14 protein-coding genes and 3 tRNA genes are annotated in these 20959 nt (G+C 63.5%); 13 read left to right on the forward strand and 4 right to left on the reverse strand.

The annotated features are described in order from the left end of the window. Window positions 1-45 precede the first annotated feature (45 nt). The 6 genes from lon to ASF04_RS18715 all read left to right on the forward strand — a co-directional run bounded on the left by lon (window position 46) and on the right by ASF04_RS18715 (window position 5479). Window positions 46-2457, forward strand: a complete 2412-nt coding sequence (gene lon / locus ASF04_RS18690) for an endopeptidase La (protein ID WP_056145039.1) — start codon at window positions 46-48, stop codon at window positions 2455-2457. A 215-nt stretch (window positions 2458-2672) separates the two neighbouring features. After that, window positions 2673-2945, forward strand: coding sequence for an HU family DNA-binding protein (locus tag ASF04_RS18695; RefSeq protein ID WP_019921008.1), 273 nt, complete (start codon window positions 2673-2675; stop codon window positions 2943-2945). A 53-nt stretch (window positions 2946-2998) separates the two neighbouring features. Beyond that, window positions 2999-3074: transfer RNA gene (locus tag ASF04_RS18700), tRNA-Val, on the forward strand. A 54-nt stretch (window positions 3075-3128) separates the two neighbouring features. Beyond that, window positions 3129-3205: transfer RNA gene (locus ASF04_RS18705), tRNA-Asp, on the forward strand. Between the two features lie 47 nt (window positions 3206-3252). Beyond that, a tRNA-Asp gene (locus ASF04_RS18710) sits at window positions 3253-3329 on the forward strand. Window positions 3330-3568: 239 nt separating this feature from the next. Beyond that, window positions 3569-5479, forward strand: coding sequence for a SurA N-terminal domain-containing protein (locus ASF04_RS18715; protein WP_082488893.1), 1911 nt, complete (start codon window positions 3569-3571; stop codon window positions 5477-5479). 65 nt (window positions 5480-5544) lie between these two features. Here ASF04_RS18715 and mnmH read toward each other — a convergent pair whose 3' ends face one another. Next, window positions 5545-6606, reverse strand: coding sequence for a tRNA 2-selenouridine(34) synthase MnmH (gene mnmH, locus ASF04_RS18720; RefSeq protein ID WP_056145045.1), 1062 nt, complete (start codon window positions 6604-6606; stop codon window positions 5545-5547). Then, window positions 6603-7253 (reverse strand): arylesterase, encoded by a 651-nt coding sequence (locus ASF04_RS18725; protein ID WP_056145048.1) that lies wholly within the window; start codon window positions 7251-7253, stop codon window positions 6603-6605. The genes mnmH and ASF04_RS18725 overlap by 4 nt, the downstream gene beginning before the upstream one ends. A 31-nt stretch (window positions 7254-7284) precedes the next feature. On the opposite strand from ASF04_RS18725, the gene ASF04_RS18730 reads away from it, so the two are divergent. Then, window positions 7285-8013, forward strand: a complete 729-nt coding sequence (locus tag ASF04_RS18730) for an ABC transporter ATP-binding protein (RefSeq protein ID WP_056145050.1) — start codon at window positions 7285-7287, stop codon at window positions 8011-8013. 14 nt (window positions 8014-8027) lie between these two features. Further along, the gene (locus tag ASF04_RS18735; RefSeq protein WP_056145052.1) at window positions 8028-9572 is read left to right on the forward strand and encodes a hypothetical protein; all 1545 of its coding nucleotides are present in this window, start codon (window positions 8028-8030) and stop codon (window positions 9570-9572) included. On the opposite strand, the gene ASF04_RS18740 is transcribed toward ASF04_RS18735, so the two are convergent. Further along, entirely contained in the window at window positions 9569-11353 is a 1785-nt protein-coding gene (locus ASF04_RS18740) for an NAD(P)H-hydrate dehydratase (RefSeq protein ID WP_056145055.1), read from the reverse strand. The genes ASF04_RS18735 and ASF04_RS18740 overlap by 4 nt on opposite strands. A 96-nt stretch (window positions 11354-11449) precedes the next feature. Between ASF04_RS18740 and ASF04_RS18745 the strand changes: the two genes are divergently transcribed. The 5 genes from ASF04_RS18745 (at window position 11450) to ASF04_RS27855 (ending at window position 19157) form a co-directional block, all read left to right on the forward strand. Continuing rightward, the gene (locus ASF04_RS18745; RefSeq protein ID WP_056145871.1) at window positions 11450-15085 is read left to right on the forward strand and encodes a hydantoinase B/oxoprolinase family protein; all 3636 of its coding nucleotides are present in this window, start codon (window positions 11450-11452) and stop codon (window positions 15083-15085) included. Next, window positions 15082-17139, forward strand: coding sequence for an ATP-binding protein (locus ASF04_RS18750; protein ID WP_056145059.1), 2058 nt, complete (start codon window positions 15082-15084; stop codon window positions 17137-17139). Before ASF04_RS18745 ends, ASF04_RS18750 begins: the two co-directional genes overlap by 4 nt. Before the next feature lie 162 nt (window positions 17140-17301). Beyond that, the gene (locus ASF04_RS18755) at window positions 17302-18075 is read left to right on the forward strand and encodes a PEPxxWA-CTERM sorting domain-containing protein (RefSeq protein ID WP_056145064.1); all 774 of its coding nucleotides are present in this window, start codon (window positions 17302-17304) and stop codon (window positions 18073-18075) included. A 9-nt stretch (window positions 18076-18084) separates the two neighbouring features. Continuing rightward, complete coding sequence (locus tag ASF04_RS18760; RefSeq protein WP_056145069.1) at window positions 18085-18897, forward strand: sterol desaturase family protein; 813 nt, start codon at window positions 18085-18087, stop codon at window positions 18895-18897. A gap of 119 nt (window positions 18898-19016) precedes the next feature. Further along, entirely contained in the window at window positions 19017-19157 is a 141-nt protein-coding gene (locus ASF04_RS27855; RefSeq protein ID WP_164474778.1) for a hypothetical protein, read from the forward strand. Between the two features lie 11 nt (window positions 19158-19168). Here ASF04_RS27855 and ASF04_RS18765 read toward each other — a convergent pair whose 3' ends face one another. Next, on the reverse strand, window positions 19169-20806 hold the full coding sequence (locus tag ASF04_RS18765) for a response regulator (protein ID WP_056145876.1): 1638 nt from the start codon (window positions 20804-20806) through the stop codon (window positions 19169-19171). Window positions 20807-20959: the final 153 nt, after the last annotated feature.

Genomic DNA, 20959 nt, shown 5'->3' on the forward strand with positions numbered 1-20959 from the left:
CAGACCATCGCCACATCATCTTCACGCTTTCACATAAGGTACGCCATGACAACTTCCAAATTAACAGAGCAAACTCAACTGCCGTTATTGCCGTTGCGGGATGTCGTCGTTTTTCCGCATATGGTGATACCGCTGTTCGTAGGACGCCCGAAATCGATCAAGGCGCTGGAAGCCGCAATGGAGCAGGGCAAGAGCATCATGCTTGCTGCGCAAAAGGCGGCTGCCAAGGATGAACCTTCTGCTTCCGATATCTACGAAATCGGCTGCGTGGCCAATATTCTGCAAATGCTCAAGCTGCCGGACGGCACCGTCAAGGTGCTGGTCGAGGGCGCCCAGCGCGCACGCATCAACAAGATCACCGACACGCCAACGCACTTCGTGGCCGACCTGACGCCGCTCGACTCCGAGCTGGGCGACGATTCGGAAATCGAAGCGATGCGCCGCGCCATCGTTCAGCAGTTCGACCAGTACGTCAAACTGAACAAAAAGATTCCACCTGAAATCCTGGCCTCGCTGTCGGGCATCGACGACGCCGGTCGCCTGGCCGATACCGTGGCTGCGCACCTGCCGCTCAAGCTCGAGCAGAAACAAGTCATCCTGGAAATCTTCAGCGTGGCCAAGCGCCTCGAGCACCTGCTGGGCCAGCTCGAAGGCGAGCTCGACATCCTGCAAGTGGAGAAACGCATCCGTGGCCGCGTCAAGCGCCAGATGGAAAAATCGCAGCGCGAGTACTACCTGAACGAGCAAGTCAAAGCCATCCAGAAAGAACTGGGCGAGGGCGAGGACGGCGCCGACCTGGACGAACTCGAGAAGAAAGTCGTGCTGGCCAAGATGCCGAAGGAAGCGCTGGACAAGGCCACCGCCGAGCTGAAAAAACTCAAGCTGATGTCGCCGATGTCGGCCGAGGCCACCGTCGTGCGCAATTACATCGACACGCTGGTCAGCCTGCCATGGAAGAAAAAATCCAAGGTCAACAACGACCTGTCGAACGCCGAGAAAGTGCTGGAAGGCGAACACTATGGCCTGGACAAGGTCAAGGAACGCATCCTGGAATACCTCGCGGTGCAACAACGCGTGGACAAACTGAAAGCACCGATCCTGTGCTTCGTTGGTCCTCCGGGCGTGGGTAAAACCTCGCTGGGCCAGTCCATCGCCCGCGCCACGAACCGCAAGTTCGTGCGCATGGCCCTGGGCGGCGTGCGTGACGAGGCCGAGATCCGCGGTCACCGTCGTACCTACATCGGTTCGATGCCGGGCAAGGTGCTGCAATCGCTGTCGAAAGTCGGCGTGCGCAACCCGTTGTTCCTGCTCGACGAGATCGACAAGATGGGCGCCGATTTCCGTGGCGATCCGTCGTCGGCCCTTCTCGAGGTGCTGGACCCGGAACAGAATCACACGTTCTCGGACCACTACATCGAAGTGGACTTCGACCTGTCGGACGTGATGTTCGTGGCGACGTCGAACTCGTATAACATTCCGCCGGCGCTGCTCGACCGCATGGAAGTGATCCGCCTGTCCGGTTACACCGAGGACGAGAAGACCAATATCGCGCTGCGTTACTTGCTCCCTAAACAGATCAAGAACAACGGCCTGAAGGAAGAGGAAATCTCGGTATCGGAAGCCACGTTGCGCGACATCATCCGCTACTACACCCGCGAAGCCGGTGTGCGGTCGCTGGAACGCGAAATCTCGAAGATCTGCCGCAAGGTCGTCAAGATGCTGCTGCTGAAAAAGTCCGACAAAAAAGTGCTGGTCACGCCGAAAAACCTGGACAAGTTCCTGGGCGTGCGCCGCTACGATTTCGGCGTGGCCGAGAAAGAAAACCAGATCGGTCAAGTCGTTGGCCTGGCCTGGACCGAAGTGGGCGGCGATCTGCTGACCATAGAGGCCGTGTCGATGCCTGGTAAAGGTGGCGTGATCCGCACCGGTACCCTGGGCGACGTGATGAAAGAGTCGATCGAAGCGGCCCGCACCGTGGTGCGCAGCCGCGCCAACCGCCTCGGCATCAAGAACGAAGTGTTCGAGAAGAGCGACATCCACATCCACGTGCCGGAAGGCGCAACGCCAAAAGACGGTCCTTCGGCCGGCGCGGCGATGACGGTGGCGATGGTGTCGGTATTCACGGGTATTCCGGTCCGCGCCGACGTGGCCATGACGGGCGAGATCACGTTGCGCGGCGAAGTATTGCCGATTGGGGGCCTGAAAGAAAAACTGCTGGCGGCCCAGCGCGGTGGCATTAAGACCGTGCTGATTCCCGAGCAGAACGTCAAGGACCTGGCCGACATCCCGGACAACGTCAAGAACAAGCTCGAGATCGTGCCGGTGCGCTGGATCGACAAGGTGTTGGAAGTGGCCCTGGAACGCCAGCCTGAACCGCTGACGGAAACCGCGCCGGTGGAAGCGGTGGCTGCTGCCGCTGCCAAACCCGACGGCCAAACGGAAGTGGTAAAGCACTAACACTTATTCGTTTTTAGTATCTTGTTTTACCAAAACAGGCGCTTTTATGGCGCCTGTTTTTTATTTTTACCTACTTTTCTACAGTGTCAACCTTGACAGGGAAGTATGCTGGCTTGTTTAATACGGCCTGAGATTTTTCTCGGCCGCGATTTATCAAATGCATCAACGATAAACCGACGGGCTAAATGTTATAACTTATGTGACGGGGAACTGCTTTGAATAAGACTGAATTGATCGACCATATCGCTACTTCCGCTGATATCTCGAAAGCTGCTGCTGCGCGCGCGCTGGATGCCGTAATCGACGGCGTGACCACCACCCTGCAAAAGAACGACAGCGTGACCCTGGTCGGCTTCGGTACCTTCTCCGTGAGCGAACGCGCCGCCCGTACCGGCCGCAATCCGCGCACCAAGGAAGAGATCACCATTGAAGCAGCAAAAGTTCCTAAATTTAAAGCTGGCAAAGCTTTGAAAGATGCTGTAAACTAACGGACTTCGGTGAGCAGCCAAGGTAACAAGGCTGCTTGCGATGGCAAAAACTGGGGCGGTTAGCTCAGTTGGTAGAGCGGAGCCCTTACAAGGCTTAGGTCGGGAGTTCGAGCCTCTCACCGCCCACCAGGGTTTGCAAAATGTAGTGACCTGTAGTAAAATGTTGCACCTAGTAAGTTTGCTGGAGCGGTAGTTCAGTTGGTTAGAATACCGGCCTGTCACGCCGGGGGTCGCGGGTTCGAGTCCCGTCCGCTCCGCCAGCAGCTTGTTAGATTGTGCAGCAAAAGCAGTAAATGGAAGTACCAAAGGAGCGGTAGTTCAGTTGGTTAGAATACCGGCCTGTCACGCCGGGGGTCGCGGGTTCGAGTCCCGTCCGCTCCGCCAAGAACAAGATACCCCGCAGCTAGTAATAGCTGCGGGGTTTTTCTTTTGTGCGTTATATTTCGCCAAGATAATCTTAAAACTGATTAATTTCAGCTTAAACACGAGCTCGCCGCCCATAGCAAGCTGCCATGATTACCCTTGCTATAGAGGTGTGTGCGCTGTAAAATCCGGTGGAATTGGCGGACGCGAGTTCGCCATTTTTGTATGTGCAAGTCCCTATCAATCCGAATTGGCTGACCATGTTTGAATTTATTCGTAATCATCAACGTTTGATGCAGATTCTCCTGGCGATCATCATCGTCCCGTCGTTTGCCTTAGTCGGTCTCGAAAGCTACAAAGGTTTTGGCGACGATGCGACCACCATCGCCAAAGTCGGCGGTCAACCGCTGACCCAGCAAGAATTTGACAATGCCTTGCGTAACCAGCTCGACAGCTATCGTCAGCGCATGGGCGAGCAGTTCGACCAGAAAATGTTCGACACGCCCGAGTTCAAGCAAAACATCCTCGACCAGTTGATCGCCGAACGCGCGATCGGCGTGGAAGTAACCCGTTCCAACCTGACCATCAGCGATGCGCAACTGCAGCGCGCAATCATGGACCTGTTTGGCGGCGCCGCCAACTTCGACATGGAACGCTACAAGGCCATCCTGGCGTCGCAAGGCTTGACGCCGGCCATGAACGACGCTCGCATGCGCCGCGACATGGCCCTGCAACAGCTGGGCGGCGCCGTGCAAAGCACCGGTTTCGCGCCGCGCACGGTCGCGACCACGCTGTCGAACATCGGTTCGCAAGAGCGTGAGGTGCAGGAACTGGCGCTGCCGATCACCGAGTTCGTGCCGCAAGTCAAAGTGACCGACGCCATGGTCAAGGCGTTTTACGACAAGAACAGCAAGTTCTTCGAAATCCCAGAACAAGCGAAGATCGAATACGTCGTGCTCAACAACGACGCCGTGCTGAGCCAGGTAAAAGTCACCGACGCCGACATCGCGAAATACTACGAGGCCAACCAGGCCGCGTTCACCACCCCGGAAAGCCGCCGTGCTGCGCACATCCTGGTGGCACTGAAAAAAGGCGCAAGCGCTGCCGACGTGGCAGCCGCCAAGGCCAAGGCCGAAGCGATTGCTGCCGAAGTACGCAAAACGCCGGGCGACTTCGCCAAGATTGCCAAGGCCAAGTCCGAAGATCCTTCGGCCGAGCAGGGCGGCGACCTCGACTACGTGACCAAGGGCAGCCTGCCGGCGCCGCTGGAAGCTGCTGTGATGAAGCTCAAGCAGGGCGAGATCAGCGATCCGGTGCAGTCGGACTATGGTTTCCACGTGCTGACCGTGACCGAATTGAAGCCTGCCGTGGTCAAGCCGCTGGAATCGGTGAAAACCGAAGTGGCCGATGCACTGAAAACCTCGCAGGCGTCGAAAAAATACTCGGAAATGGCTGAAGCGTTCACCAACACCGTGTACGAGCAATCGGACAGCCTGAAGCCGGCTGCCGACAAGCTGGGCCTGAAAATCGAGACCGCCAGCAATATCTCGCGCACGCCGTCGCCGCAAGCTGGCCCTGCGCCGTACAACAACGCCAAGTTCCTGACTGCGCTGTTCTCGAACGACTCGATCACCAAGAAGAGCAATACCGAAGCGATCGAAGTGGCGCCAAGCACCCTGGTTGCCGGCCGTATCGTCGAGTTCAAACCGGCCTCTAAGCGTCCGCTGGCCGAAGTCGACGCGGCGATCCGCCAGCGCGTGACGATGGAAGAAGCCGCCAAGCTGGCCAGCAAGGCCGGCGCCGAAAAACTGGCTGCCGCCAGGAAGGCCGGCGATGCCGCCGGTTTCGGTCCTGCCAAGCTGGTGTCGCGCAGCAAGCCGGAAGGCCTGAACGGTGTGGCCCTGCAAGAAGTGATGAAAGCCGATACCAGCAAGCTGCCAGCCTACGTGGGCGTGGAACTGCCAGGGATGGGTTACAGCGTGTACCGTATCGGCAAGGTGCAACAGCCTGCCGAGCAGGATGCCGAGCGACGCAAGCAGGAAGCCGAACAGATCGGCACCATCATTGCCCAGCAAGAGATGTACGAGTACATCGAGCTGCTCAAGCAGCGCGCCAAGGTCAAGATCCTCAAGCCTATCGTCACCACCACCGTGACGGAAGTTAAAGAGTAATCAGCAACACGTAAAAAGGGCCGCGTTCATGACGCGGCCCTTTCTTATTGCACCTGCAAAAAAACTCAGTGCACGTTCTCGATCAGGAAGCGCGCACCCGCCAGAAAGTCGGCGGCGCCGATATCGCCAAGCGCCAGCGGCACAGCATCGCCATACCGCACGAAATTGCGGTCGATCGAGCGCAAATAGGCAGGATCGTAATGCTCGGCCAGTAATTCATCGACCAGCTGCGGCATGGCGCCGCTGTCGGCCATCGATTGCCAGCGGCGTATCTTTTCCTTGCCATGCAAGGCCGTCAAATGTTCGAGTTGCGCATTCAGGGTGGCCGGGCTGACCAGGAAATGCGCATAGTCTTCCATCAGCAGCCGCACGCGGTCGGCGCGGCTCAAAGTGAGCGCGATGCAGTCGGCGCCGCGCATGGTGTCCATCAGCGCGGCCGGCACGCGCAGGTTGCCGACTTTTTTGCTTTCCGATTCCACGAACACCGGCAGCGCCGGGTCGCACCGGCGCAGGCAGTCCCAGATGCGCGTCTCGAACGCCTTCTGGCTCGGTTGTGCCTGGCTGGGCAGGTGGCCCAGTACCGAGCCCCGGTGGGCGGCCAGTTGCTCCAGGTCCAGCACTTGCGCACCTTGCGCGGCCAGCACTTCCAGCAAGCGGCTCTTGCCGCTGCCGGTGGTGCCGCAAATTACCTTGAAGCGTAGTTGTGGCGCCAATTCCAGCGCAGCGTTGACCTCGGCGCGAAACGCCTTGTAGCCGCCGTCGAGCTGTACCACGGGCCAGCCGATCTTGGACAGGATGTGGGCCATGGCGCCGCTGCGGTTGCCGCCACGCCAGCAGTACACGAGCGGGCGCCATTCGCGCGGTTGTTCAAGCCACAGCTGCTCGATGTGGTTGGCGATATTTTTTGCCACCAGCGCACCGCCCAGCTTCTTGGCCTCGAACGAGCCCACCTGCTTGTACATGGTGCCCACGCGTATCCGCTGCTCGTCGTCGAGCACCGGTGCATTGATGGCGCCGGGCAGGTGGTCCTGCGCGTATTCGCACGGACTGCGGGCGTCGATGATGGCGTCGAAGCTGGCAAGTTGGGGCAGGACCTCGGCGATGCCGAGCACTTCCGGATATTTCATTTTGCCTTGATCGATTTTTCCAGCACGGGCCAGATATTGTTGAGGATGGTAGGGTGGGCTTCGGCCAGCGGGTGCAGGCGGTCGGGTTGGAACATCTCGGTCTTTTCCGCTACGCCGTCGAGCATGAACGGCACCAGCGGCGCTTTCAGCTCGCGGCTCAGGGTGCCGTACATGGCGTAGAATTTGTCGGAATAGTCGCGGCCATAGTTGGGCGGAATGCGCATGCCGATCAGCATCACCTTGGCGCCGGACTTGCCGGCAGTATCCGCCATGGCCTTGAGATTGGCCTGGGCCGCAGCCACCGGCAGGCCGCGCAGGCCGTCGTTGGCGCCCAGTTCGATCACCACCAGCGCCGGCTTATGCTTGGTCAGCAGGGCTGGCAAGCGGCTACGGCCGCCACTGGTGGTCTCGCCGCTGACGCTGGCGTTGACGATTTCGGCATCGAGTTTCTGGTCTTTTACTTTCTTTTCGGCCAGCGCGACCCAGCCCGTGCCCCGGGCCAGGCCGTACTCCGCAGAGAGGCTGTCGCCGAGCACGAGGACGGTTTTTGGTGCAGAATGAGCGCTCGCCGCTGCCGCCACCATGAGCCAGGCCGCCGCGACGTGTACACTCAGTTTCTTTGCTAACTTCATTTCCATATTGCGCATGCCTGATTTCCCTAAAGCGTCTTCCAATTTCGTGCCGGATGGTCCCGGATTCAACGCAGCCGATGTGACCGCCGCCAGTGCTGCGGCGAACCACGCCTCGGCCGCCATCGTCGTCAGCGGCCTCGCCAAGCGCGTGGCCGACGCCAGCGGCGAACTGACGATCCTGCATGAGGTCGATTTTACCGTGCAACGGGCGGAGACGCTTGCCATCGTGGGCGCGTCCGGTTCCGGCAAGTCCACCTTGCTCGGCTTGCTGGCCGGGCTGGACACGCCCAGCGCCGGCAAGGTGATCCTGGACGGCGTCGATATCTATGCGCTCGATGAAGACGGCCGCGCCGCGCTGCGCAAGGAAAAGCTGGGCTTTGTGTTCCAGTCGTTCCAGTTGCTGGCGCACCTGACCGCGCTGGAAAACGTGATGCTGCCGCTGGAACTGGCCGGCGTGGCAGGCGCGCGCGACAAGGCCGAGGCGATGCTGGGCCGGGTGGGCCTGTCGTCGCGCCTCAAGCATTATCCCAAATATCTGTCGGGCGGCGAGCAGCAGCGCGTGGCGCTGGCGCGCGCGTTCGTCAGCGAACCGCCGTTGCTGTTTGCCGACGAACCGACCGGCAGCCTCGATGCGGCCACCGGCGAGGCGGTGATCCAGCTGATGTTCGAATTAAACCGCCAGCATGGCTCCACCCTGGTACTGGTCACGCACGACCAATCGATGGCTGCGCGCTGCGGCCGCACGATCACGATTGCCGCCGGGCGGCTGGTGTGATCAGGAGAGCAAGCATGTCGATCGCATTTTTTAAAAAATCCGCGCGCCGATTCGGCGCCGGTTCCCTGCTGGCCTTTGCCGTGGCCGCCGCTTATGCCCAGGGTCCGGCCCAGCGGCCGGCGCCGGCGCCAGCACCGGCTCCCACCATGTCCGCCGAGCAGTGGCGCCAGGCCGCTGTCGCCGATGTCGAAGCTGCCTACCTGATCACGCTCGACGACCACCCGGGCACGGTCGATCCGGCCAATCCCGATTTTGCCCGCAATCTTGAAAAAGCGCGCGAAGGCGGCCAGGCGCTGGCTTCCAGGGTGCGCGACGGCGCCGGCTACGCGGCCGCGCTGCAGCACTTTAACGCCGTGCTCGGCGATGGCCGTGCCGGCGTGGTACTGAAGGACATGCCGCCGGCGCCGCCGCGGTGGCCCGGCTTCATCACTGCCTGGCGCGGCGACAATATGTTTGTGGCCGCCACCACGCCCGGCGGCCCGGCCGTGGGCGCGCGCATTGCCGACTGCGACGGCAAGCCGATCGCGCAACTGGTGGAGACCAATGTGTTCGGCTTCGGCCAGCGCAGCGGCGGCACCGGCCCGTGGTGGACATTTGCGCCCGACGTTTTCATCGACCAGGGCAACCCCTTCATTACCTTGCCGGTACAGTGCATCTTCATTGACGAAGGCCGCGAATCGCGCCTCACGCTCAGCTGGCGCGCGATGGACGAAGCGGCCCAACGCCTGCGCGACGACAGTTTCAACGGAGTCACCCAGCCGATCGGCGTGACAACGCCGCGCTACGGCCTGCACTGGTTCGCGCTGCCCACGTTCCAGCCCAACGACACCGAGCGCGCAGCGTACGGCGCCATGCTGGCCGAGGTACAGGCCAACCGCCAGCGCTACCTCGAGGCCAACGCCGTGGTGATCGACTTGCGCGGCAACCAGGGCGGCGATGCCGTCTGGGGCCTGAACCTGGCGCGTGCGCTGTGGGGCGAGGCCCGCGTCAACCGCCGCCTCAAGGTGACGCAGGCGCGCCAGGCGGTGCTGTGGCGCGCGTCGTTCGCCAACATTGCCCACGCGTCGTTCGAAGCAGCAGACCTGTCGGAACAGCAGCGCCGCCAACTGGGCTACGATCCGGCCGTAGTCGCTCAAGGCATGCTGGCAGCCCAGTCCCGCGATGAAAAATTCTATCCCGATCCGGCCCGCCGCGACCCGGTCAGCGACAGCGACCGCGCCGAGAACCTGCCCGGCGATCCGGCCCCGTTCACCAAGCCGGTGTACGTGGTGGTGCCGGGCCAATGCACCGGCGCCTGCCTCGAAGCGCTCGACGTGTTCTCGCTGTTCCCGAACACGAAATTGATCGGCGCGCCCAGCGCGGCCGACTCGTCGTACACCGACATCCGCCTCGAACCGCTCAAGTCAGGCCTGGCGTCGGTGGTGGTGCCGTCCAAGGTGGTGGTCAACCGTCCGCGCAGCGCCGCCACGTTCTATACGCCGGCCATCGTGGTCAACGATCTGGAATGGTCGCAACGGGCTTTCCTTAAAGCAATCGAAGCGGATCTCGTTCGGCGCTAGCCGGCGGCCCGCCGCGCCAGCCGGTTCAGGGCGGCGCGAATGGCCGGTATCAGCTCGCCGGCCGCCATGCTGATCGGGCCGATACCGCTGGCGACCAGTTCGTCCGCCGCCGCACCATGCAGCCAAACTGCCGCCAGCGCCGCCGGCCAAGGCGGACAGCCTTGCGCCAGCAGCGCGCTGCACAGTCCCGATAACACGTCGCCGGTGCCGGCCGTGGCCAGCGCCGGGTTGCCGGTGGGGTTGATCACCGATTCACCGTCCGGCGCGGCGATCACCGTGCCCGAACCTTTCAAGACCACCACCGCTTGCAGGCGCGCGGCCAGCGTGCGCGCTGCCGCCACGCGGTCGGCCTGCACGCCGGCTACGTTAGTGCCCAGCAGCCGCGCTGCTTCCAGCGGGTGCGGTGTGAGCACGGCGGTATTGCTGCGGTGGGCAAGCGCCTGTTGCAGGGCCGGGTCGCGCGCCAGCAGGTTGAGGGCGTCGGCGTCGATCAGCAGTGCGCTATTGCTGGCGATGGCGCGCGCCAGCAACTCCGCTGCGGTGGCCGAGTCGCCCAGGCCGGGGCCGATTGCCAGCGTGGCTTGTTCGAAGTCGTAGCCCTCGGCCAGGCGGCACATCAGTTCGGGCTGGCCGCTGTCGGCTGGCAGCGGATCTTCGGGAAACAGCACGTACACACGGCCGGCGCCGGCGTGCAGGGCCGTGCGCGCGGACAGGATAGGCGCACCGCGCATGCCGGCGCCGCCGCCGATCACCGCCACGCTGCCGTAAGTGCCCTTGTGTCCGCTGTGGCGCCGTGCGTGCAGGTGGCCGGCAAACAGGTCCGGTCCGTTCAGGTGCAGGTGCGCGGGCGGGAACAGCGACGGCGCGATATCGAGGTGCGCCACCTCGACCAGCCCGGCGTGATCGCGCCCTTGGTTGGTGTGCAGGCCCGGCTTGTTACCGATAAAAGTGATGGTGTGGCTGGCGCGCAGCGCGATGCCGTCCGGGCCGACGATGGCGCCCGTGTCCGCATCGAGGCCGCTCGGCACGTCCAGTGCCAGGACCGGGCAGTTCAGCTGGTTGACCGCTGCCACCAGTGCGCGCAGCGTTCCGGTGACAGGCCGGGCCAGGCCGATGCCGAACAGGCCGTCGATGACCAGTTGCCAGTGGGCCGAGGGCAGGGCGGTTGCCGCAAGTTCTTCGATGGTGTTCTTGTCGCTGCTGGCCGCCTTTTGGCTCCCGGTTAATGGCTGCGCCCCGGCTGACCAGGTGGCGGTAAGCGGCGCGCTACTGCTTTGTCGCTGTTGCCTGCCGCCGGTGGCTTGCGCCGCAGGCGACGAGACATCGATGATATGCGCGCCGCTGCTTGCGGCCCGCTGCCAGGCGGCAGCGCGTTCCGGCGACTGGGTGCCTGCTGGTGGGCTGTGCAGCACCGTCACCGCAAGGCCCGCATCGGCCAGGTGCGCGGCTGCTTCCAGCGAGTCGCCACCGTTGTTGCCGGGACCGGCCAAGACCAGTACCAGCCCCGGTGCAGGAGCAATAGCCGGAACCGAGCCCGGAGCTGGGTCCGCAACCGGAATCCCGCTCACGACCAGGCCCGGACCCGGATCCAGGGACGGGTCCGGGGCCGCGACCGGCGCCGGACCCGCTGAAGCTGCGGCAGAAGCTGCTCCTGGCAGCAGCCTGAGCGCAGCGGACGCCGCAGCCAGCCCGGCCCGCCGCATCAATTCGCCCTCGGGCAAGACGGCAATGGCGGCATGTTCGATGGCGCGGATTTCGGTGGTGCAATAAAGTGGGTTCATGCTGTCATCTTAACATCGGTGATCGCGCGTGCCGTGTTAGGCGACCGCCGCATCACGCACTACAATAACCGCTTTACCGACAGTGACGAGGCATGCATGGACTGGCAATTCTGGATCGACCGGGGCGGCACTTTTACCGATATCGTGGCGCTGGCGCCCGACGGTCAATTGCGCACGCTGAAGCTGCTTTCCGAAAATCCCGAACACTATGCCGACGCCGCCATTGCCGGTATCCGGCAACTGATGGGTGTGGCATCGCACGAGGCGATTCCGGTCGAGCGTATTGCCGCTGTCAAGATGGGCACCACGGTGGCCACCAACGCGCTGCTCGAGCGCAAGGGCGAGCCGACCGTGCTGGCGATCACGCGCGGCTTCGGCGACGCGCTGCGCATTGCCTACCAGAACCGGCCACGCCTGTTTGACCGCCACATTGTGCTGCCCGAACTGCTGTACACGGACGTTATCGAAATCGACGAGCGCATGGGCGCCCACGGCGAGACGGTCGTGCCGCTCGACCTGGCCGCCGCCCGCGTGGCGCTGCAAGCGGCCTACGACAAGGGCTTGCGTTCGCTGGCCATCGTCTTCATGCACGGCTACCGGTATCACGCCCACGAAAATCGCGTGGCCGAGGCCGCGCGTGCCATCGGCTACACCCAGGTGTCGGTTTCGCATCAGGCCAGTCCCTTGATGAAACTGGTCGCGCGCGGCGACACCACCGTGGTCGACGCTTACTTGTCGCCGATCCTGCGCCGCTACGTGGACCTGGTGGCGCGCGAACTGCCGGGCGTGAATTTGCAGTTCATGCAGTCGTCCGGCGGGCTGACCGATGCCAGGGCGTTCCAGGGTAAGGACAGCATCCTCAGCGGTCCGGCCGGCGGTATCGTCGGCATGGTGCGCGCCAGCCAGCTGGCTGGTTTCGACAAGGTGATCGGCTTCGACATGGGCGGCACGTCCACTGACGTCTCGCATTTCTCGGGCGAGTTCGAACGCGTGTTCGAAACCCAGGTGGCCGGGGTGCGCATGCGCGCGCCGATGATGAGCATCCATACCGTGGCGGCCGGCGGCGGTTCGGTGCTGCACTTCGACGGCAGCCGCTACCGCGTCGGTCCCGACAGCGCCGGCGCCAACCCGGGCCCGGCCAGCTACCGGCGCGGCGGACCGCTGGCGGTCACCGATTGCAACGTCATGCTCGGCAAGATCCAGCCCGACCACTTCCCGCACCTGTTCGGCGCCGACGGCCGCCAGCCCCTTGACGCCCAGGCCGTGCGGGTGCGCTTCGTGGAACTGGCGGCCCGGATTGCCGCCGCCACCGGCAACCCCACCACGCCCGAACAGGTCGCCGAAGGTTTCCTGGACATCGCGGTTGGCAACATGGCCAACGCCATCAAGCAGATCTCGGTGCAGCGCGGCCACGATGTGACCGACTACGCGCTCACCAGCTTCGGCGGCGCCGGCGGCCAGCATGCGTGCCTGGTGGCCGACGCGCTGGGGATGAAAACCGTGTTCGTGCACACGCTGGCCGGCGTAATGTCGGCCTACGGCATGGGCCTGGCCGACCAGTCCAGCATGCGAGAAGCGGCGGTGGAAGCGCGCCTCGACGAAGACGCGCTGCCCGACCTCGAAGCGCGGCTGCACGCGCTGGGCCGGCAAGCCTGCGCCGACCTGCTGCAGCAGGGCGTGGAGCAGGAGCGCATCACCCTGATCGAACGCGTGCACCTGCGCTACGATGGCACCGATACCGCGCTGATCGTGCTGTTCGACCAGACCGACGGCACCGCGGCAATGCGCGCACAGTTCGAAACCGCGTACCGCAAGCGCTACTCGTTCCTGATGCAGGGCAGGGCGCTGATCGTGGAGGCGGTGTCGGTGGAGGCGGTGGGCGCATCCGATGCGCCGGCCGAAGCCGGTCCCCGCGATGCAGTTACCGATGTAGCCACCGCACCGGCGCCCGGCGCCGTGGTGCCGATGTACGCGAGTGGCCAGTGGCTGCAAACCGGCTTGTACCAGCGCGCGGATATTCACGCGGGCGCCTTGATCGACGGTCCGGCCATCATTGCCGAGGCCAATGCCACCACCATCGTGGAGGCGGGCTGGCGCGCCGAGGCCATGCCGCGCGGCCACCTGGTGCTGCGCCGCGTGGCTGCGCTGCCGGCGCGCCGGGCGATCGGCACCAGCGCCGACCCGGTCATGCTCGAGATCTTCAACAACCTGTTCATGTCCATCGCCGAGCAGATGGGCCTGCGGCTGCAAAACACGGCGTATTCCGTTAATATCAAGGAGCGGCTGGACTTCAGCTGCGCGATCTTCGACGCCGACGGCAACCTGATCGCCAACGCCCCGCACATGCCGGTGCACCTCGGTTCCATGGGCGAGAGCATCAAGACCGTGATGCGCGAAAATGCCGGCCGCATGCAGGCCGGCGACGTCTTCATGCTCAACGATCCGTACAACGGCGGCACCCACCTGCCCGACGTCACGGTGATCTCGCCCGTGTTCGACGAGGCCGGCGCCGAGATCCTGTTCTATGTCGGCTCACGCGGGCACCACGCCGACATCGGCGGCACCACCCCCGGCTCGATGCCGCCCGATTCGCGCGTGATCGAGGAGGAGGGCGTGTTGATCAGCAATTTCAAATTGGTCGATGGGGCAAGTGCGGGCGCCGCAGGCGGCCGCCTGCGCGAAGCGGAAACCCGGGCGTTGCTGGCCGGCGCCCGCCACCCGGCGCGCAATCCCGAGCAGAACCTGGCCGACCTGCGTGCGCAAGTGGCTGCCAACCAGAAGGGCGTGGAAGAATTGCGCAAGATGGTCGCGCACTTCGGCCTTGACGTCGTGCGTGCCTACATGGGTCACGTGCAGGACAATGCCGAAGAAGCGGTGCGGCGCGTGATCAGCGCGCTGCGCGATGGCAGCTACCGGCTCCAGCTCGACAACGGCGCGCAAATCGAAGTGAGCGTGATGGTCGATCACGACACCCGCAGCGCCGAGATCGACTTCACCGGCACGTCGCCGCAGCTCGACAACAATTTCAACGCGCCGTCGGCCGTGTGCATGGCGGCGGTGCTGTACGTGTTCCGCACCCTGGTCGATGATGAGATTCCCCTTAACGCCGGCTGCCTGAAACCGCTGCGCGTGATCATCCCGCCCGGTTCCATGCTCAATCCGCACTATCCGGCGTCCGTGGTGTCGGGCAACGTGGAAACGTCCACCTGCATCACCAACGCCTTATATGGCGCGCTGGGTGTGATGGCGGCAGCGCAGGGCACGATGAACAATTTCACGTTCGGTAACGCGCAATACCAGTACTACGAAACCATCAGCGGCGGCTCCGGCGCCGGTCCCGGCTTCGACGGCGTGAGCGTGGTGCAGACCAATATGACCAATTCGCGCCTCACCGATCCCGAGATCCTCGAGTTCCGCTTCCCGGTGCGGCTGGAGAGCTACCGCATCCGCGCCGGCAGTGGCGGCGCCGGTGAATGGCGCGGCGGTGACGGCGGCGTGCGCACCGTGCGCTTCCTGGAGCCGATGACGGCAGCGATCCTGTCCAACAACCGTATTTATCCGCCGTTCGGCATGGCCGGCGGCCACCCCGGAGCGCTGGGGCGCAATACCGTGCTGCGCGCCGACGGCACCACGGAACAGCTGGGTCATATCGGCAAGACCGACATGCAGGCCGGCGACGCTTTCGTGATCGAAACCCCGGGCGGCGGCGGTTATGGCACGGTGCTGCCATGATCATCGGTCAGGCGACGACTAGCCGTCCGGCGCAACTGACCAGCCCGATGGCGGCGCGGGTGTATGCGCACGACTGGGCCGGCACCGGACTGGGCGACATTGCCTCTTGGCCAGCTTCGCTGCGCGTCAGTGTGAACCTGATCCTTGCCTCGGATTTTCCATCGTGCCTGTTCTGGGGCCCGGACATGCTGATGATCTATAACGACGCCTACCTGCTGCTGATGGGCCAGAAGCCCGACGCGCTCGGCCGCCCGCTGGCCCGGGTATGGAGCGAGGTCTGGGACGATATCAAGCCGATCCTCGAGCGCGCCTGGCTTGGCAGCTCCACCTTCATCGAAGACTTTCCCTTGATGGTGGACCGCGACGGTCACAGCAAGGAGGCATTTTTTACTTTTTGCTACAGCCCGGTGCTGGATGAACAAGGCGTTACCGTGGGCGTGCTCGACACGGTGGTGGAAACCACGTCCAAGGTGCATGCCATGCGCGAGACGGCGCGCTTTTCGTCAGCCCTGAAGGACGAGTTGCAGGCGCTGACCCAGGACCGCGACCGCATCTGGCAACTGTCGAGCGATGCCATGACACTGCTCGACGCCAGCGACACCGTGGCAGCCATCAATCCCGCGTTCAGCCGCACCTTGGGCTGGGACGAGGGCGAACTGGCCGGCACGCCATTCACCGCGCTGGTTCATCCGCTCGAACAGGACTTCGTATTGGGGCGCCTGCGCGCCTTCCGTCATGGTCGCGGCACGCCCAGGCTCGAAGTCCGGATGCGCCACCGCAACGGCGAGTACGTGCACATCGACTGGACCAACGCACTCAATGGCAATTTTCTGCTGGGAATCGGCCGCGACAGCACCGCCGAGCGGGCGGCTGCCGAAGCCCTCAAACGCACCGAGGCGGCGTTGCAGCAGGCTCATAAAATGGAGGCAATGGGCAATCTGACCGGCGGCGTCGCGCACGACTTCAACAACCTGTTGCAGGTTATCGCCGGCAACCTGCACTTGCTGTCGCACGTGGTGGCGGGCGACGCCCGCGGCCAGCGCTACGTGGACAGCGCACTGGGCGGGGTGCAGCGTGGTGCGCGGCTGGCCAGCTACCTGCTGGCGTTCGGCCGGCGCCAGGCGCTGGCGCCGCGCGTGGTCAAGGTGGGCACGCTGATTGCTGCCATGGACGAGATGTTGACCCGTTCGTTGGGTGAGACGGTCAATGTGGTCACGGTCATCGCCCCCGACATCTGGAGTACGCTGGTCGATACCGCGCAGGTTGAAAACGCCGTGCTCAACTTGTGCATCAATGGCCGCGACGCCATGAACGGCCACGGCAGGCTGACCATTGAAGTGGCCAACGCCAGCCTCGATGAGCAGTATGCGAAACGCCACGCGGAAGTCCAGCCCGGACAATACGTGCGCATCGCTGTCACCGACACTGGCTGCGGCATGCCGCCCGAAGTTGTGCAACAGGCGTTCGATCCGTTCTTTTCCACCAAGCCTGAAGGGCAGGGCACCGGCCTGGGACTGTCGATGGTATTTGGCTTCGTCAAGCAATCGGGCGGCCACATCAATATTTACAGCGAAGTAGGCAGCGGCACCACCGTCAAGCTCTACCTGCCGCGCTGCCTCGACGAACACGAGGACTGCACGGCGCCGCCGGAAGCCGACGCAGTAGTGGGCGGCAGCGAAACCGTGCTGGTGGTGGAAGACGACGAAGGCGTGCGCGATACGGCGGTCGAGTTGCTCAAGCAACTTGGCTACACCGTCCTCAAGGCCGCCGATGCCACGGCAGCCTTGAGCATTCTCGACAGCGGCATCGGCATCGACCTGCTGTTTACGGACGTGGTGATGCCAGGTTCGCTGCGAAGTACCGACCTGGTCAGACTGGCGCGGCAAAAGACGCCTGGGCTGGCAGTGCTCTACACCTCCGGCTACGCGGAGAACGCGATCGTCCACGGCGGCCGGCTGGAGGCGGGTGTGCAGTTGCTGGGCAAACCGTATTCCCGCGAGGCGCTGGCGCGCAAGGTGCGACAGGTGCTGAACTCGTCGTCCGAGCAAGAGTAAATTCTCTGAAGTATTATTTCCTGCATACTTAAATTGTTTTTAGGATACTTTAGTTTTTTTTGATCCAGTTCTGGTAAGATCGCGCCTTGTCATCGAGCCGGCCCAAAAATCGCCGTCAGTTGCCCACTTACACTGCCTGTTAAATTTTTTGGAGCCTGCTTCATGTCCACCATGCGCCTCAAGTCTGTTTTGTTGTCCGTGTCCGCCGTTGCCGCCCTGAGCGCAGGCATGGCCCACGCCGCGACCAACCTGGTTACCAACGGCAATTTCGACGACACCACCAATGGCAACAACAAGCGTTTATCGGCGTCGCCGACCAACGAAACCGACCGCACCACGCTGTCCGGCTGGACCAGCACCAGTATCGAAGGCAACGGCGGCGGCTACAACTTCGTCCTGGACGCCAACACCGCCAAGACCTGGGACTCGGTCATCTGGCTCAGGAGCGAAGTGGATGGCGTGAGCAACGGCTACGCATCGTCGGCCAACGGCGGCAATATCTTTGCATCCGATGCACTGTACGGCCCGGGCACGCTGGCGCAAACCATCACCGGCCTGAAACAGGACGCCTACTACCAGCTGACGTTCGACTACGCGCTGTCGCAGCAAGTCGGTTTCACCGGCGCCAACACCAATAACTTCTGGCACGTGATGTTTGGCGACCAGAGCGCCAACTCGAGCGGCCTGAGCATCACCAGCGGCGGCTTCAGCGGCTGGCAGACTGCCACCATGACCTTCCAGGCATCGGGCACCAGCCAGGTGCTGTCGTTCCTGGCGCAAACCACCGCGCCGGGCGCGCCGCCGTTCCTGCTGCTCGATGGCGTCAACCTGACCGCCGTACCGGAGCCAACCACCTGGGCCATGATGCTTGGCGGTTTCGGCCTGGTCGGTTTCCTGGCGCGCCGTCGCCAGCGTGGCAGCGCCGCTCTGGCGTAAGCATTTTCCATGTCCGAGACATTGGCCGGGTTTGCCGCCACCGCGGTGCGCCTGGCCGCCTGGCTGGTGCTGCTGACGGTGGTGTTCGTGCCACTGGAGCGCTGGTTCGGTGCGCGCCATGCGCCCCGGCCGCGCCGCGAGCACGCGCACAATATCGCGTATTACGTCATCAGCAGCATGGTGCCGATCGTACTGCTCGGTGTGCCGACGGCCTTGCTGGCGGTGGTGGCCCGGCAAGTGGTGCCGGAGCCGCTGACCGGCGCGATCGCCGGCCTGCCGCTGGCAGTAAAAGTGGCGCTGGTATTCATCGTCGGCGAAACCGGGTTTTACTGGGGCCATCGGCTCAGCCACGAACTGCCTTGGCTGTGGCGCTTCCACGCGCTGCACCACAGCACCGAGCACATGAATTTCCTGGCCAATACCCGCACCCATCCGGTCGATATGGTGATCACGCGCCTGTTCGGCCTGGTCCCGCTGTACTTGCTGGGCCTGGCCGGTCCCACCACGGCCGGTACCGCTGCGCCAGCCGCGCTGCTGGTGGTGGGGACGTTGTGGGGCTTCTTTATCCACGCCAACCTGCGCTGGCGCTTCGGTCCGCTGGAATGGCTGATCTCCACGCCGGCCTTCCATCACTGGCACCACAGCCGCAACGACCACATCAACCGCAACTACGCCTCGACCTTGCCGGTGCTCGACCGCCTGTTCGGCACCTATTATCTGCCGCGCCACTGGCCGGCCGAGGTCGGTACCGATACGCCGCAACCCGCGACATTGGCCGGCCAGTTGCTCGACCCGCTGGCGCCGGTCCCCAAAGCGCGCTGAGCTTTCAACACGGTACCGATGGTATCGGCTGGCGATACCATCGCTGCTGGACTTGATGACAACGTTGCTCCGCAGTACAGTCGGACTTTTATGCTGTGCTGGAGGCTACCTTGCATCGATTGAAAAAACTCTTGCGCGGGCGCTCGTCGGCCAACACGGCGGTGCTGTCGGCATTCTTTCTCTGCGGCCTGTATTTCGCGTCGTGGTGCCTGATCAACCAATGGTCCAGCATGCCCGGCACCATGATCTTTTACCGCTAACTATCGGTCAATTACGCCGAAGTGGCGATACCGTACTTGCGCTGGGTGTGATGATATTGCGCCATTAACGCATCGAGCGCAGGGTGGTGCGCGTCGATCTTGCGCATGCGTTCGAGCAGGTACACGGCCTGCTCGGCCAGCGGCGCCTCCCAGCCCATGTCGTCGAGCTGCTTGAGGATGGCCGACGCGGCCGCCGGTAGCAGCGCCATATTGGCCGGCGCCTTGCGCAGGCCGGCATTGAGCGTGTCCACCGCTGCGCGCAGGTCGCCTTGCTTGCTTTTTTCGGCAGCGTGCGCCAGCAGCTCGCTCACCTGCATCCTGATCTGCTCGCCCATGCCCTGCGCCAGGTCGTGGCGTCCCGCCTTTTCAAACACGTCCACCGCATCGTCCATCGACACGCCGCTGGCGTCGTCGTTCATCAGGTCCAGCATCACGGATGACGCTTGCTGGTCGAGCTTGACGTTCAGGCAGCTCTGGATCAGGTCGAGCTTGAGCCCGCTCGACAGCCCGCGCGTGTTGGCGATATTGTTGACCGCCATGGTCAGCTCGGTGGCGGCGGCCGTGAGGTTGCCGGCCATCTCCTGCACCATGCCGGCGGCAATCGCGCGGCAGGTATCGGTGTTGGCATTGCTGCGCAGCGAGCGCTCCATGTCGCGGATCACGCCGCCCGCCTGGTGGGCATCGCCTTTTTTGACCAGTGTCTTGACCAGCTTGACGTGGTCCTCGGGGTCGCGGAATTCGGAATACTTGGCCTTGTTCACCACCTGCTTGAACGCCCGCTCGGCGGCACCGACGTCGCCGGTGGCAAACGCCACTTCTCCCAGGTGGCGCAGGCGGCGCACCATGTGCGGTGAAATCTCCACCGCGTCTTCCAGCACCTTCTTGGCCGACTGCTGCTGGCCCAGCGCCTGCAAGGTGCGCGCCAGCAAATCGTAGGCGGCCATGAAGGTGGTATGGTGTTGCAGCAGGTCGGTCAGGGTTTGCTGCGCCTCGACCAGCTTGCCCAGGCCGAACTGGCAGCGCGCCAGGCCCAGCTTGGCCCAGGCGGTAGGGCGGGTGAGCAGGATGGCCTGGTACACGAACTCGGCCTCCTCCAGGTCGTCAATCGACACCAGCAGCTCGGCCCGCAAGCGCGCATAGTCGGCAGCGTAGCGGGCATTGGTCTGCTCGCCGTCCTTGCAGCCGGCAATCGCCTTGCGGATATTGCCGGCCGCAACCTGCTGGTAGACGGGCCAGAATACTTCGCGCCGCTCCACCGCGCGGCGGATCCGTTGCAGCAAGGCGTCCACGGTGAACGGCTTGAGCACGTAATCGGTCGGGGCCAGCTCCACCGCGCCGATCACGCGGCTGTACACGCCCTCGGACGTGATCATGATGAAGATCGTCCATGCCGGAATCAGGCGATGATGGCGCAGGTCTTCCAGCAACTGCTGGCCGTCCTGGCCGCTGTTTTCGTTGCCGTTACCGAGGTCGTACTCGCACAGCACGATGTCGAATTGCTTCTTGGTCAGCTGGCGTATGGCCGTGCCCGATCCCACCGCGTATTCGATACGGGTGATCTCGCACTGGTTCAGCATATTGTGCAGGCTGCCGCGCATGCCCGGATTCGGGTCCACGATCAGTACCGACAACTCGCTATATTCGGCCATGTTTTCCATCCATTCAGATTGGTTCTAGCATAACCGAAGGTCGTTCAAAGCACGCGTTTTTGCGTTGCACAAGGCGCATTTCGGCGCGCGGCAGGCGTGAAATGTTGCTTGCAGAATACTTCGAGCCACGTTTCGGGGTCATCTTGGCGCTGT

It is taken from the genome of Duganella sp. Leaf61 (genome assembly GCF_001421905.1).
In the GTDB taxonomy this organism is placed as follows: Bacteria; Pseudomonadota; Gammaproteobacteria; order Burkholderiales; family Burkholderiaceae_D; genus Rugamonas; species Rugamonas zoogloeoides.

Bases quoted from the DNA above. Each gene is read 5' to 3' on its own strand.
- ASF04_RS18755 (WP_056145064.1), top strand. From the start codon at position 17,302: ATGTCCACCATGCGCCTCAAGTCTGTTTTGTTGTCCGTGTCCGCCGTT.
- ASF04_RS18740 (WP_056145055.1), bottom strand. From the start codon at position 11,353: ATGAACCCACTTTATTGCACCACCGAAATCCGCGCCATCGAACATGCC.
- ASF04_RS18765 (WP_056145876.1), bottom strand. From the start codon at position 20,806: ATGGCCGAATATAGCGAGTTGTCGGTACTGATCGTGGACCCGAATCCG.
- ASF04_RS18715 (WP_082488893.1), top strand. From the start codon at position 3,569: ATGTTTGAATTTATTCGTAATCATCAACGTTTGATGCAGATTCTCCTG.
- lon (WP_056145039.1), top strand. From the start codon at position 46: ATGACAACTTCCAAATTAACAGAGCAAACTCAACTGCCGTTATTGCCG.
- ASF04_RS18725 (WP_056145048.1), bottom strand. From the start codon at position 7,253: ATGCGCAATATGGAAATGAAGTTAGCAAAGAAACTGAGTGTACACGTC.
- ASF04_RS18750 (WP_056145059.1), top strand. From the start codon at position 15,082: ATGATCATCGGTCAGGCGACGACTAGCCGTCCGGCGCAACTGACCAGC.
- mnmH (WP_056145045.1), bottom strand. From the start codon at position 6,606: ATGAAATATCCGGAAGTGCTCGGCATCGCCGAGGTCCTGCCCCAACTT.
- ASF04_RS18745 (WP_056145871.1), top strand. From the start codon at position 11,450: ATGGACTGGCAATTCTGGATCGACCGGGGCGGCACTTTTACCGATATC.
- ASF04_RS18735 (WP_056145052.1), top strand. From the start codon at position 8,028: ATGTCGATCGCATTTTTTAAAAAATCCGCGCGCCGATTCGGCGCCGGT.
- ASF04_RS18760 (WP_056145069.1), top strand. From the start codon at position 18,085: ATGTCCGAGACATTGGCCGGGTTTGCCGCCACCGCGGTGCGCCTGGCC.